Source organism: Micromonospora polyrhachis, from assembly GCF_014203835.1.
Taxonomy (GTDB): domain Bacteria; phylum Actinomycetota; class Actinomycetes; order Mycobacteriales; family Micromonosporaceae; genus Micromonospora_H; species Micromonospora_H polyrhachis.
In genome coordinates, this window is record NZ_JACHJW010000001.1 from 520,974 (window position 1) to 533,708 (window position 12,735).

Annotated in this window: 12 protein-coding genes; 7 read left to right on the forward strand and 5 right to left on the reverse strand. The window is 67.5% G+C overall.

Annotated elements, in window-relative coordinates; translation table 11 throughout:
- Positions 1–14 precede the first annotated feature (14 nt).
- Both FHR38_RS02025 and FHR38_RS02030 read left to right on the forward strand, forming a co-directional pair.
- Positions 15–2,513, forward strand: a complete 2,499-nt coding sequence (locus FHR38_RS02025) for a DEAD/DEAH box helicase (protein ID WP_184532262.1) — start codon at positions 15–17, stop codon at positions 2,511–2,513.
- A gap of 91 nt (positions 2,514–2,604) precedes the next feature.
- Positions 2,605–3,072: a VOC family protein gene (locus FHR38_RS02030; RefSeq protein ID WP_184532264.1), complete on the forward strand. Its 468-nt coding sequence runs from the start codon at positions 2,605–2,607 to the stop codon at positions 3,070–3,072.
- 275 nt (positions 3,073–3,347) lie between these two features.
- Here FHR38_RS02030 and FHR38_RS02035 read toward each other — a convergent pair whose 3' ends face one another.
- Together FHR38_RS02035 and FHR38_RS02040 are read right to left on the reverse strand one after the other, a co-directional pair.
- Positions 3,348–4,532, reverse strand: coding sequence for a right-handed parallel beta-helix repeat-containing protein (locus FHR38_RS02035; protein ID WP_184532266.1), 1,185 nt, complete (start codon positions 4,530–4,532; stop codon positions 3,348–3,350).
- A 340-nt stretch (positions 4,533–4,872) separates the two neighbouring features.
- Positions 4,873–5,280 carry a RidA family protein gene (locus tag FHR38_RS02040; RefSeq protein ID WP_184532268.1) on the reverse strand — a complete coding sequence of 136 codons (408 nt, stop codon included), beginning with the start codon at positions 5,278–5,280 and terminating at the stop codon, positions 4,873–4,875.
- A gap of 80 nt (positions 5,281–5,360) precedes the next feature.
- Between FHR38_RS02040 and FHR38_RS02045 the strand changes: the two genes are divergently transcribed.
- Positions 5,361–5,984, forward strand: a complete 624-nt coding sequence (locus FHR38_RS02045) for a TetR/AcrR family transcriptional regulator (RefSeq protein WP_184532270.1) — start codon at positions 5,361–5,363, stop codon at positions 5,982–5,984.
- Positions 5,985–6,098: 114 nt separating this feature from the next.
- On the forward strand, positions 6,099–6,494 hold the full coding sequence (locus tag FHR38_RS33465; RefSeq protein ID WP_376771375.1) for a GNAT family N-acetyltransferase: 396 nt from the start codon (positions 6,099–6,101) through the stop codon (positions 6,492–6,494).
- A gap of 264 nt (positions 6,495–6,758) precedes the next feature.
- Here FHR38_RS33465 and FHR38_RS02055 read toward each other — a convergent pair whose 3' ends face one another.
- Both FHR38_RS02055 and FHR38_RS02060 read right to left on the reverse strand, forming a co-directional pair.
- The gene (locus tag FHR38_RS02055; RefSeq protein WP_184532272.1) at positions 6,759–7,304 is read right to left on the reverse strand and encodes a pyridoxamine 5'-phosphate oxidase family protein; all 546 of its coding nucleotides are present in this window, start codon (positions 7,302–7,304) and stop codon (positions 6,759–6,761) included.
- 240 nt (positions 7,305–7,544) lie between these two features.
- Positions 7,545–9,098 (reverse strand): hypothetical protein, encoded by a 1,554-nt coding sequence (locus FHR38_RS02060; RefSeq protein ID WP_184532274.1) that lies wholly within the window; start codon positions 9,096–9,098, stop codon positions 7,545–7,547.
- A gap of 297 nt (positions 9,099–9,395) precedes the next feature.
- Here FHR38_RS02060 and FHR38_RS02065 point away from each other — a divergent pair, with 297 nt between their 5' ends.
- From FHR38_RS02065 to FHR38_RS02075, 3 genes are all read left to right on the forward strand, one after another.
- A complete protein-coding gene (locus FHR38_RS02065; protein WP_184532276.1) occupies positions 9,396–10,055 on the forward strand; it encodes a hypothetical protein in 660 nt (219 codons plus the stop codon).
- Between the two features lie 164 nt (positions 10,056–10,219).
- On the forward strand, positions 10,220–11,056 hold the full coding sequence (locus FHR38_RS02070; RefSeq protein WP_184532278.1) for an alpha/beta fold hydrolase: 837 nt from the start codon (positions 10,220–10,222) through the stop codon (positions 11,054–11,056).
- Positions 11,053–11,514 (forward strand): GbsR/MarR family transcriptional regulator, encoded by a 462-nt coding sequence (locus FHR38_RS02075; protein ID WP_184532280.1) that lies wholly within the window; start codon positions 11,053–11,055, stop codon positions 11,512–11,514. The genes FHR38_RS02070 and FHR38_RS02075 overlap by 4 nt, the downstream gene beginning before the upstream one ends.
- 136 nt (positions 11,515–11,650) lie before the next feature.
- Here FHR38_RS02075 and FHR38_RS02080 read toward each other — a convergent pair whose 3' ends face one another.
- A complete protein-coding gene (locus tag FHR38_RS02080) occupies positions 11,651–12,595 on the reverse strand; it encodes an ABC transporter substrate-binding protein (RefSeq protein ID WP_184532282.1) in 945 nt (314 codons plus the stop codon).
- Between the last annotated feature and the right edge of the window lie 140 nt (positions 12,596–12,735).

Here is a 12,735-nt window from a genome sequence, read left to right on the forward strand (position 1 = left end):
ACCATGGACCAGCCATGACGCTCACTGACCAGCTGCCGCGCAGCGCCGACCCCGACACCCTCTACGACGCGTTCACCAGTTGGGCGACCGAGCAGGGAACCACCCTCTATCCCCACCAGGACGAGGCGCTGATCGAGATCGTCTCCGGCGCCAATGTGATCATGAATACGCCCACCGGCTCCGGTAAGAGCCTGGTGGCCGTCGCGGCACACTTCGCCGCCCTCGCCGACGAACGCACCACCTTCTACACCGCGCCGATCAAGGCCCTGGTCTCGGAAAAGTTCTTCGCCCTCTGCAAGATCTTCGGCCCGGCCAACGTCGGCATGCTCACCGGCGACGCCAGCGTCAACGAGGACGCCCCGATCATCTGCTGCACCGCCGAGATCCTGGCCAACATCGCGCTGCGTGAGGGGTCGCGCGCCGACGTCGGCCAGGTCGTCATGGACGAGTTCCACTTCTACGCCGAGCCGGACCGGGGCTGGGCCTGGCAGGTGCCGCTGATCGAGCTGCCCCAGGCGCAGTTCGTCCTGATGTCGGCCACGCTGGGGGACGTCACCCGGTTCGTCGACGACCTGACCCGCCGCACCGACCGGGCCACCGCTGTCGTACGGTCCGCCGAGCGGCCGGTGCCGCTGATGTTCTCGTACGTCACCACGCCGCTGCACGAAACCCTGGAGGAGCTGCTCACCACCCACCAGGCCCCGGTCTACGTGGTGCACTTCACCCAGGCCGCCGCCCTGGAACGTGCCCAGGCCCTGATGAGCGTCAACGTGTGCAGTCGAGCCGAGAAGGACGCCATCGCCAAGGCGATCGGCAACTTCCGGTTCACCTCCGGCTTCGGGCGTACCCTGTCCCGGCTGGTCCGGCACGGCATCGGCGTACACCACGCCGGCATGCTGCCGAAATACCGCCGGCTGGTGGAGACCCTGGCTCAGGCCGGCCTGTTGAAGGTCATCTGCGGCACCGACACCCTCGGCGTCGGCATCAACGTGCCGATCCGGACCGTGCTGTTCACCGCGCTGTCGAAGTACGACGGGGTGAAGACCCGGCTACTCAAGGCCCGCGAGTTCCACCAGATCGCCGGACGGGCGGGCCGGGCCGGGTTCGACACCATCGGCCGGGTGGTGGTGCAGGCCCCCGACCACGTCATCGAGAACGAGAAGGCGCTGGCCAAGGCGGGTGACGACCCGAAGAAGCGACGCAAGGTGGTGCGCAAGAAGCCACCCGAGGGGTCGATCGGCTGGGGCAAGCCGACCTTCGAGCGCCTGATCGAGGCCGAGCCGGAACCACTCACCTCCAGCTTCCAGGTCAGCCACTCGATGCTGCTCAACGTGATCGGCCGGCCCGGCGACGCGTTCGCCGCCATGCGGCACCTGCTCACCGACAACCACGAGGACCGGCCGGCGCAGCGCCGGCACATCCGCCGGGCCATCGCCATCTACCGGGCCCTGCTCGCCGGAGGCGTGGTGGAGCAACTGCCCGAGCCGGACGAGACCGGTCGCCGGGTACGCCTCACCGTCGACCTCCAGCTCGACTTCGCGCTCAACCAGCCGCTGTCGCCGTTCGCGCTGGCCGCCATCGAACTGCTCGACCGGGAGTCGCCGACCTATCCGTTGGACGCGCTGTCGGTCATCGAGTCCACCCTGGACGACCCGCGCCAGGTGCTCTCCGCGCAGCAGTTCAAGGCGCGCGGCGAGGCGGTGGCGCAGATGAAGGCCGACGGCATCGAGTACGAGGCCCGCCTCGAACTGCTCGACAACGTCACCCACCCCAAGCCGCTGGCCGAACTGCTGGACGCCGCCTACGAGATGTACCGGCAGGGACACCCGTGGGTCGCCGACCACCAGCTCTCGCCGAAGTCCGTGGTCCGCGACATGTACGAGCGGGCGATGACCTTCACCGAGTACGTCAACTTCTACGGCCTGTCCCGCTCGGAAGGACTGGTCCTGCGCTACCTGGCCGACGCGTACAAGGCGGTTCGGCAGACCGTCCCGGAGGACGCCAAGACCGAGGACCTGGTCGACCTGATCGAGTGGCTGGGGGAACTGGTCCGGCAGGTCGACTCCAGCCTGATCGACGAGTGGGAGCGGCTGCGTAACCCGGTCGACTCCGACGAGGTCGTGATCGACGATCGGCCACCGGCGGTGACCAGGAACGTCCGCGCCTTCCGGGTGCTGGTCCGCAACGCGCTGTTCCGCCGGGTAGAGCTTGCCGCGCTACGCCGCTGGGACGAGCTGGGCACGCTGGACGCCGAGTCCGGTTGGGACGCCGACGCCTGGGCGGACGCGCTGGAGCCCTACTTCGAGGCGTACGACGAGATCGGCACCGGGCCGGCGGCACGTGGACCGGCGCTGTTGATGATCGACCAGCAACGGGACCGGTGGACGGTCCGGCAGATCTTCGACGATCCGGACGAGGACCACGACTGGGGCATCAGCGCCGAGGTGGACCTGGCCGCCTCCGACGAGGCCGGCGCGGCGGTGCTGCGGATCACCGACGTGGGGCAGCTCTAGCGACCGGAACCTGCCCCTCCTGCGCGGCTGCGACGCGGTGTGTCCCGGTGGGTGACGATGGTGCCGCCGGTTGCATTGCCCCCGTACCGTCGTGGGAGCCAAAGTTGCCCCAGGCGCGCGTGCAGCCAACCGCCGGGGCCAGCGGCGAATCCGGGCCATCCTCCCCAGAAAGCCAGGAGGAATTATGATCATCTACCGGGACATCGAGACCGCTCGGCGGTTTCTCGCCGAGGCCTTCGACTTTCGCGAGACGACGGTCCACACCGATACGACCGGCAGTGTCCAACGTATCGATCTGACCCGCGGCACCAACCGCATCACCATCGGCCAGGCAGGTGTTGACGCCGACGGCCCCGTACCATCCGGCGACGCGCACCTCAAGTTCACGATCGGCAACAACCACTGGGAGATCGGCACGCTCCTGGAACGGGCGACTGCGGCTGGTGCCCGGATCCTGAGGGTCGAGGATGACGACATCTTTGGCGACTGCATGTTCACAGCGGAAGACCCGGAAGGAAACCGCTGGACCTTCACCGGCATCGTCGCGCTCACCGGGTGACGCCAGTGCCGGTTCACAGGGGCAGGAATCGACTACCGATGCTGGGCTGAGGCAGGGGCCTGGAAACCCGCCGGCCGGTCGGGTGGGAGGCTAGCGGCTGGCTGCTCGGACACAGCCCGCGTTCGGTGGCGCGGCAACGTCTGCTGAACGTCACTGGACGACGACCCAGATCGGGTCGTCGCCCAGTTCTCGCCCTCCAACGACACGTTCCGGCGGGGGCGCAGAATCCCGGTCGGTCGGACCAGGGATCTGGGCAGCAGTCGAAAACGGTGACCTCAGACGAGCACGGTTACCGAGGAGTGCGCACCGGCGGTGCCGTACACGCCGCCCTGGTAGGGGGTTGGCCGGTTGGGGTCACCGACCAGTCGGGCCGCCACGTAGTCCACCCCGGAAGCCAGATACAGCGACCACATCATGCCCTTCGCCGGAATCCACGAACCGCCCCCACCGGCACGCTGATACGACGCGCCCTCGATGTTGACGGCGGAACTGGCGACGTAGAAGCCGGCGGAGTACCGGTCGGTTCCGGGGTCGCCGATGCCCGTCGAGTCGGCGGTACAGCCGGAGAGCGTGCTGCCCCGGCCGTGCACCTCGAAGCCACACCCCCGGGTGTCCTGCGCCTCACAGCCCACCACGGTCGCCCGGGCGCTGCCGATCCGGAACCCAGGGCCGGGGGTATCACCCGAGCCCGAGCCGTAGACCTTGCTTCCCCAGATCTTGATGTTGCCACCGGCCAGGTTGTAGCCGCCCAGCGCACCGCCCTGGGCTGAGCAGCCACTGACGAAGCCATCCGAGGAGTCGAAGCGGTACGCCCATCCGCCCGCGTTCTCCACCCGGCAGTCGGTCACCTTGAACTCCCGCTGACCGCCCGAGTAGGCACCGCCGAGATAGATCCCGTCGCCGGTGGTCTGCGCCACGAAGACCCGCGACAGCCAGGGGGCCGGGTCCGGGCCGTACGCGGTGGGTTTGGCGCTGATCTGCAGGTTGATGCCATTGGCGACCCGCTTCGCACCGTCGAGCCCGATGTCCCGAATGGACATGCGGGAGCCGGTGAAGGTTCCGGCCGGTGTCTGGACCATGGCGGTGCCGGTGAATCCGGTGGCGGCCTTCAACAGGGTGGAGAGCGGTCCGGCACCGACCAGGCTCTGTTGGTCACCGAGCACGATCGGGGCCTTCACCGGGTAGGTGCCGCCCGCGACGAACACGGCACCCTGCCCGACAGCGGCAAGCGCGGCGTTGATCGCCTGTTGGGCACCGACAGCCGGATCGACCTCGAACGGTGCGCCGGAGCCGGCCGGCCCCACCCAGGGAATGCCCTGCACCACCGCCGCGTACGCCGGAGACGCCGCCCCCGCCACGATCGGCACCGCGGTCGCCGCACCGAGCGCGGTCGCCGCGACCCGCAACAGTGAACGTCGACTGTTTCCGGCGGCATTCTGATCAGTCGGGGACTCTGTCATACCGTTTCCTCCGCGATCGGCCGGGTGTCGTCTTAGGACATCCAGGGTGGAGAGAATCATTCCAGCCGATACTCATCGTTTCAATAGAACTAGGCCACTCTCCACGGCATGCCTGGCTCTACCCGGTAGTCGACTTCGACCGCCCGCTCGGCTGCCGCGAAGCGAGATCGGCGTTGAAGTTCCTGGTCCGGCACCAGGTACGCGGTCTCCCAGAACCCAGCTCACGAGAACGTAATCGGTCGACATGCGGCACGGTCCCCGCCTGCCGCAGGCGGGGACCGTGCCGCGGACCGCGAATCGCGACTGCCGCGCCGGGTCGGGCCGTTTCATCGCTCTGCGGTCAGTCGATGACCGCGGTGGCCTCGACCTCCACCAGGAGATCTGGGCCGGCGAGCGCGCTGACGCCCAGCCCCGTCAGCGGCGGGACCGGGGTGACTCCCAGCTTGGCGGCTGCCCGGTTGATCCCCTCGACCAGCAGGGACATCTTGTCAGGAGTCCAGTCGACGACGTAGGCGGTCAGTTTCGCCACGTCGTCGAAGGATCCGCCCACCGCGGCCAGGGCGGTGGCGATATTGAGGTAGCACTGTTCGACCTGAGCGGGGAGGTCGCCCACGCCGACCGTGGTTCCATCAGCGTCGACGGCGACCTGACCTGCGAGGAAGACCAATTTCGATCCGGTGGCGACCGACACCTGCCGGTAGATGTCGACCTTCGGCAGACCTTCGGGGTTCACCAGGGTGATGGCCATGCTGACTCCTTGTCATTTGGGGCCGGACGCAGGTCCAGACCCGGAAACTATAGCAAAGCTATGCTATGTAATGTAGCAGCATGGCGAGGACGAAGGATCCGGCGGTCCGCACCCTGCTCATCGAACGCGCCGCACACATGCTCCGCACCCGGGAACCGGTGACTCTGCGTTCGCTGGTGGCTGGTACTGGCGTGTCGACGATGGCCGTATACACCTACTTCGGCGGCATGGACGGCATGTGGAAGGCCCTCCGCCAGGAGGGCTTCACCCGCCTGGCGACCAGGTTTGCGACGACCCCCACGTCCCAGGACCCAGTCCAGGACCTGGCCGCCCTGATCGCCGCCTACCTCGGCAACGCCCTGGACCATCCCGATCTCTACCGGGTCATGTTCGACGCCAACTTCGACCTCGAAGACCTCAAGGCAGCGGATGCCACCCTGGAGCATCTGGTCCAGGCCGCCCAACGGGGCAGGGAGGTCGGCCGCTTCCGCGCCGAGATCGACCCCCTGGAACTGGCGATCCAGAGTTGGGCCATCGGCCACGGGCTGGTCTCCCTGGTCGCCAACGGTCCCCTGCCCCGCCAGACGCTCGACCACGGTGCTCCCATGCTCACCGCACTGTTCGTCAGCATGGGAGATGACCCCGGCAGGTGTCGCCAATCGGTGATGAGCGGCTGGAAGCAGCCGCACCTACCTGGCAAATAGCGGCGGCGCAACGCCGCGAGATGTTGGTCGGCACCCCGCCAACTCCTCATCGATTGTCTATTTCGACGGCCTCGCTTACGGTCCCGGCCATGCTCCGTCGGGAAGAACGTGCGGATGACCGCCAGACGGTGCGCTCGATCCACCGGCGCGCCTTCGGCGACAGACACGGCGGCATCGTGCGTCGAGGTTGCCTCTCTGAGCCCGCTCGCCGTTGTCCCGCAGTGGCAGCGTCGTGGTATCGGCACCGCGCTGGTTCGCCGTGGCCTGCGGGAACTCGACAATCGGAGGGTGCCGCTGGTGTTCCTTGAGGGGGGACCCTGGGTGCTACTCCCGTGTTGGCTCGGTCCTGCGGGCGAACACGGCTTCCGTAAGCCGTCGCTGCGTATTCCCGACGGGGCCTTCCAGGTAGTCCGGCTGCCCGCATACGAGCCTTGGACGACCGGCACGTTCGTCTACTCCGACGCGTTCTGGAAACACGACTGCGTCGGCCTTCGCGACACGCGCTTCTGAACCTCGCGGAGTCGACCGCCCACCCACCCACAGGCGGGTGGCCCGCGAGGTTGCTGCTCGCACTAGTTCAAGAGGTTGGGTCAGGGTTGGTTCCCATGCCCGGGCCAGCGGCGGCTGGATATCTGTTGGCACCTGCGATCGGACTGGCCAACCATCAGCGGATTGACGTTCAGTGTCCGGTCCGCAGGTAGCTGGCCAGCAGTCGTGGTGTCGACCAGGACTGCAACAACTCGGCCCGGACGGCTCCCGTTCGTCCGTCCGGTTTTAGTTGGCCGTTTCCTCGCTGGGTTTGCCCAACGGGGGCCGCTTCCAGAACTGCCGTGCTGCGAACCCTTCGCGCCGAAGCCAGTGCTCGGTGTAGACGATCCGGTCCGGCTCGATCACCACGAGGGTGTCGCTTGGCGGTTCGCCGAGTGAACGGCCCCGTTCGGCGTGCTCGTTCTCCCAGCGGAATGCGTCCCAGTAGTGGTCCCGTTCGGGATGCTCGGGAGGCAGCACTCGAGCTTCGCCCAACAGCTGTGCTCCGCGGCTGCTGGCCAGCCCGACCAGCGGGGCGAAGATGCCCACGGAGACCCGCGGATCAGCGGCGATGTTGCGCAACTTCGGGGACCGCGGCGCGGCAGTGAACATGACCGCGAAGTCGAGCGAGTAGTAGCGCACCGGTGTGGCCAGCGGGCCTTCTGGCCCGGCGGTGGCGAGCACACACATGTTCTGCGAGGACAACAGGTTGAGGATGCGTTCATCAAGTCGTTGCTGCGGCAATCGGTGAGCTGGTGTGGGTTCGGCGAGCCACGGATTCGTCAACGGCATTCGAGCTTCATCCTCACGTCTTGATCCTACTCAGCGTTCGCAGATGACAACCGGTCGGAGTCCGGCCGCGACAGGCCGAGAAGCGCGGCCAGGGCCGGCTCGGAGGCTTGCGCGAGTGGCTGCGGGATGTCGGGTGTCCGGATCTCGCGAACGTTGAGGGGTGGGAGGTTCCAAGCGGCAACGAGCAGCCGCCAATCGCGATCACCGGCGGTCTCAAGGCGGCCGTGGCACGCCAAGGGGCTAGGTGTCGAAGGATGTGCCGCCCCGGTCCGGGTCCTCTGCTGCGGACTTTTCGCCCGCCGGATCTCGCGTCAGGAGAACGACCCAATCCCGTAGTCGTTTCTTGAAGTCAAATTTTGGCGCCAGGAAGGCGATGCCGAGGCCGACGACCCCTCCCCCGATGCCGATGATTGCTGTGCCGAGTAGGAGTGGTAGTGACTCGTCGTCGACCAGGAGCGCGATGCCGAAGCCGACGACCCCTCCCCCGATGCCGATGATTGCTGTGCCGCGTAGGAGTCTGCTGTCGACCAGGACCGAGATGCCGAAGCCGACTACCCCTCCCCCGATGCCGATGATTGCTGTGCTGTTTAGGAGTGGCTCGCGGCCCAGGAGCGCGATGCCGAAGCCGACGACCCCTCCCCCGATGCCGATGATTGCTGTGCCGCGTAGGAGTCTGCTGTCGGCCAGGACCGAGATGCCGAAGCCGATGCTCGCTACGCCGATGCCGATGGTTGCTGTGCCGCGTAGGAGTCTGTTGTCGGCTAGGGCCGCGATGCCGAAGCCGATGCTCGCTACGCCGATGCCGATGGTTGCTGTGCCGCGTAGGAGTCTGTTGTCGGCCAGGACCGCGATGCCGAGGCCGATGACCGCTACCCCGAGGCCGATGTTTGCTACTTCGCCGACGATGGTTGCTGTGTCGCGCACGCTTCTGCTGTCGGCCAGGTACTCGATGCTGTTGCCGATGTTCGCTACGCCGATGCCGATGGTTGCTGTGCCGCGTAGGAGTCTGTTGTCGGCCAGGACCGCGATGCCGAGGCCGATGACCGCTACCCAGAAGCCGATGTTTGCTACTTCGCCGACGATGGTTGCTGTGTCGCGCACGGTTCTGCTGTCGGCCAGGTACTCGATGCTGGTGCCGATGATCGCTATGCCGATGCCGATGATCGCTGCTCCCGCCATCAGGATGCTGGCGGCGTGGGTATCGTTGGAGGTGAGAACAGCGGTGGTCACCAAGGCCGCTGCCGCCAGGATGGCGTACGCGCCCCATGACACCGGGCCGAGAGCGGCCACGGCAGCCCCGGCCAGGGCCAGGGTGAGCAGGATCCGGGTCGCATAGCGGACCAGGGGAGCCCGGGGCGGCAGCCGACGTAGCCAGGAGGCCACCAAGGGAACCACGCCGGCCGCCGTCGCGGCGGCCACACCCCGGTATCCGACGTCGTTGCTCAGAAGGTTGATGCCCATGCCGCTGGCCGCGCCAAGGAACACCCCTGAGAGCCGTCCGGGCCAGTCCAACCGAGTGCGCTGCCCGTTCGCCTTATCGCTGGTGGTCACTCCAACAGCATGACGTAAACAATCGAGCCCTATCACACCTGTCCGATCCACCTGGAGGTGGCACCGGCTGTCGTCTGCGACCTGCGTTGGTGTCAGGTAGCCCGGACGGTCAGGCGCCGTCTTGTCCGGGCCTACCTGGCACTTTCTGTAGCCCTCGAACTCGCGGCGCCATCGAATGTCGGTGCCAACTTCGTCCGGACGGGACAACACCCGCGTTTGTCCGGTCCGCTCAAAGTTGGCCACTGCTTATGGCGTCGACCTTGGGGTGGCCAAGTCGGCCCGGACCCGCAGTCCGAGAGTGGTCCGGGCCAACCTGGCCTATTCCGTTGGGCCGTCGTCTTCGCGGTCGGTGTTGTGACGCGTGGACCTGCTTGCTGGCCAGCTTCGCGCGGACGCTGGCCACGTAGTGGCCAACTTCAGCCGGACGCGGCCACCTTCATCCGGACGGCACATCCAGAACGTCCCTTTTGGGCTGGGCGAAGCGGCGCCAGTCGATTAGAATGTGTGTACTAATCTAGCTCCTGAACTGGGAGGACAGCCGTGACCGCGCCCGTCTCCGCCGCCCCAACCTCCCCCACCCCGCTGCCCTACGCCACCCTGCTCGGCTTCACCCGTTACGTCGACCGCACCGGCCCCGCCAAGGCCAACTTCGTCGGAGGGCTGCGCAAACAGCGAGCGAGCCGCTCCGGCTTCAACCCGCACGGCCAGTTCGTCAAGGCACTGAAGACCGACATCGCCTTCCATACCGGTGGCACCCACCTCTCCGACGTGGTCAACATCGTCAAGCCGCGCTGGCGTCCGCTCTACGCATCGCTGGTGCCCGGCGCGCTGCGCTATCTGGAGTCACTCGGCGATCCGGCAGCGATCCAGCTCACCCAGACCCGAGACACGCTCGGCCTGCTCGGCGGCCTACCGGTGAAGGTCAACCCACACTTCGGGGTGCGCTACGAGGACGGCCACGCCGAGGCCGTACGACTGCACTTCGACGAGTCCACCCCGAGTGACGAGACAGTGCTGGCCACCCTGCACCTGATGGGCCGGCACATGGACCAGGTACTCCCGCACGCCGAGCCGGTCCTGGTCGACCTGCGGCGGGGCGTGACCCACCGTCGCGATCCCGGCGTCAAGCCCGAGCAGGTGGAGAGTTGGCTGGCCGGTGAGGCCGCCGCCTTCTCCGCCATCTGGTCCACCGCCGCCTGACCCAGCCGGCTTCGCCGAAGCACCCGCCTACGGAGGATGGGTGACTGTCCACCGATGGGCAGCCGCCCGTCCTCCGCGTTTGTGCAGGTGTGACCGCACGCACCACCCCATGTACTCCAGCGAGAAGGCGTGGAGACCGGTAGTAAATTTGCTAGATTCTGAAAATGATAAATCTGGGTCGGGCCCTCGAACGCGCCGGGAGCAAGCTTCACTACGAGGACTCCGGCGGTGAGCGCTGGCCGATCGTGTTCACCCACGGGGCCGGCATGGATCATCGAATGTTCGACGCGCAGGCCACCGCGCTGCATGCGGCCGGGTATCGGGTGGTGCGCTGGGATCTGCGCGGACACGGCGTCTCCACGCTCGCCCCAGGGGTACGGTTCGACGCGACGGCGGCCATGGACGACCTCGCGGCGCTCCTCGACCACCTCGCGCTCGACCGTCCGGTCCTCGTCGGTCACTCCCTCGGCGGGAACATCTCGCAGGCGCTGGTCCGCCGACTGCCCGGTCGCGTGGGCGCGCTCATCGTCGTCGGCTCGACCTGGAACGCCGGCCCGCTCACCAGGCTGGAACGGTTTCTCCTCGGTCTCGCGGCCCCGTCGCTCGCCCTCATCCCGGCATCCCGGCTACCGGGGCTGATGGCACGCGCATCCGCCGTCACCCCGGTCGGCATCGCCGAGGCGGAGGCAACGTTCGGCCGGATGCCCAAGGCGCTCTTCCTCGACGTCTGGCGGGCGACCGCGTCGCTCGTCGCGCCCGAGCCTGGCTATCGCACCCCCGTACCGCTCGGGCTCATCCGGGGTGGGCGCGACCGCACCGGTAACATCGCGACGGCGATGCCACGCTGGGCCGTCGCCGAGGGAACGACCGAGCGGGTCATCCCCGACGCCGGACACCTGGTCACCCTGGACGCGCCGGACACGACGACGCACACCATCCGCGCTCTTCTCGACGGCTGGGAGCGGGACACTGGGGGGATTGGGGGCGGGTCGACCAGATGACCACCGACGACGACCGGACAGCCTTCATCACGGCCATGGGCGACCTACTCGCGTCCTGGAACCTCTCGCGGACCACCGGGCGGATCTACGGCCACCTGCTGCTGCACTCCGCGCCGACCTCGCTGGACACTCTCGGCTCAGCACTCGGACTGAGCAAGGGCACCGTGAGCACCTCCGTCCGCGAACTGACCGCGTGGGGGCTGGCGCGCACCATCCCCCAGCCGGGCAGTCGGCGCCTGCTCGTCGAGGCCACCGGCGGCTTCGAGCAACTGCTCGCCGCCAGTCACGAACGGTCCAGAGCCCTCATCCGGATCCTCCGCGAGGGTGGTGACCTCGCCGAGGACGAGCGGGCCCGCGACCGGCTGACCGACGTCACCGAACTCTTCGAATCCTACGTATCCGCTGGTGACGAGATGCTGCGTCGGGCCCGGGGCGGGACCGGTGGACGACGCATCTGACGGCGTACGAGACACGGGTGTGCGAAGCGTCGGTGGCCCGCCCTGGAACCCCACCAGCCCGCCCAACTCGGAATGGGTGGCCGTTCCGTGAGGAACAACCACCCATTCCGGGAGAACACGGGCTCTTGCGAAGCGGTCACGCCGCGGTCAGGTACTTCTCCAGATCGTCGAGGATCTTGCCGGCGGCGGTGACACCGATACCCGTCATCCAGATCTCGTCCGGCACCACGTGCGACTTGCCGGCCTTCACCGCGGACAGGTTCTTCCACAGGGTGCCGCCGGTGACCTTCGCCTGCTCGGCAGCGGCCTTCTCGCCGTACGCGGCGACGAAGATGATGTCGCCGTCGACCTCGGCGATCCGCTCCGGGCTGACCTTGTCCATCCGCTTGTCCTCCTTGTCGGCCAGCAGCTGACGCTCCGGACGACCGAGGCCGACGTCACCCACGACGATGCCGGAGAACGAGTCCGGCCCGTACACCCGGATCTCGGCCGGCATGAAGCGGACGATGGAGATCTTCCGCGCCGTCGGGTCGCCGAGCTTCGCGCCCAGGTCCTTGGCCCGCTTCTCGTACGCGGCCAGCAGGTCACGAGCCTGCTGGTCCTTGCCCAGCGCCTTACCGTCGAGGAGGAAGTTCTCCTTCCAGGTGATGCCCACCTTCTCGGTGAAGACGGTCGGGGCGATCTTGGACAGCTCGTCGTAGAACTTCTCCTGGCGGAACTTGCTGCCCAGGATCAGGTCCGGCTTGAGTGCGGTGATCGCCTCCAGGTCGGGCTCGGTGAGGACACCGACCTCCTTGATCGGGGTGAGCTGGTCTCCGAAGTAGGTCGGCCAGCCCTTGGCCTCACCGGCCCGGGCCGCGCCCACCGGCACGACGCCCAGCGACAGCGCAGTATCGATCTTGTCGGTGTCGAGCACCACGACCCGCTTGGGGTTGACCGGCACCGACGTGGCGCCCATGGCGTGCGTGATCGAATGGGTTTCCGCCGTGTCGGACCCGGCGACCGGATCGCTCTCGGCGCATCCGGTCAGGCCGACACCGACCGCGACGACCGCGGCGATGGCGGTGGCGAGACGGCGCATGATGTTCCTAATGAGTTCTGGGAGTGAGCCATCCGGCAAACTCCTGGTGGGTAGGTAGCCGCCAGTTGGTGAGCACTCGTCGTTCCTGGACATCGAGTCCTGATGAAAGATCGTGCCCTGGCTGGTCGGTGTGGAGAGTT

Coding starts and splice junctions, on each gene's coding strand:
- FHR38_RS02055 (WP_184532272.1), bottom strand. CDS start 7,304: ATGCCGTTGACGAATCCGTGGCTCGCCGAACCCACACCAGCTCACCGA.
- FHR38_RS02035 (WP_184532266.1), bottom strand. CDS start 4,532: ATGACAGAGTCCCCGACTGATCAGAATGCCGCCGGAAACAGTCGACGT.
- FHR38_RS02045 (WP_184532270.1), top strand. CDS start 5,361: ATGGCGAGGACGAAGGATCCGGCGGTCCGCACCCTGCTCATCGAACGC.
- FHR38_RS02075 (WP_184532280.1), top strand. CDS start 11,053: ATGACCACCGACGACGACCGGACAGCCTTCATCACGGCCATGGGCGAC.
- FHR38_RS02025 (WP_184532262.1), top strand. CDS start 15: ATGACGCTCACTGACCAGCTGCCGCGCAGCGCCGACCCCGACACCCTC.
- FHR38_RS33465 (WP_376771375.1), top strand. CDS start 6,099: ATGACCGCCAGACGGTGCGCTCGATCCACCGGCGCGCCTTCGGCGACA.
- FHR38_RS02070 (WP_184532278.1), top strand. CDS start 10,220: ATGATAAATCTGGGTCGGGCCCTCGAACGCGCCGGGAGCAAGCTTCAC.
- FHR38_RS02080 (WP_184532282.1), bottom strand. CDS start 12,595: ATGCGCCGTCTCGCCACCGCCATCGCCGCGGTCGTCGCGGTCGGTGTC.
- FHR38_RS02040 (WP_184532268.1), bottom strand. CDS start 5,280: ATGGCCATCACCCTGGTGAACCCCGAAGGTCTGCCGAAGGTCGACATC.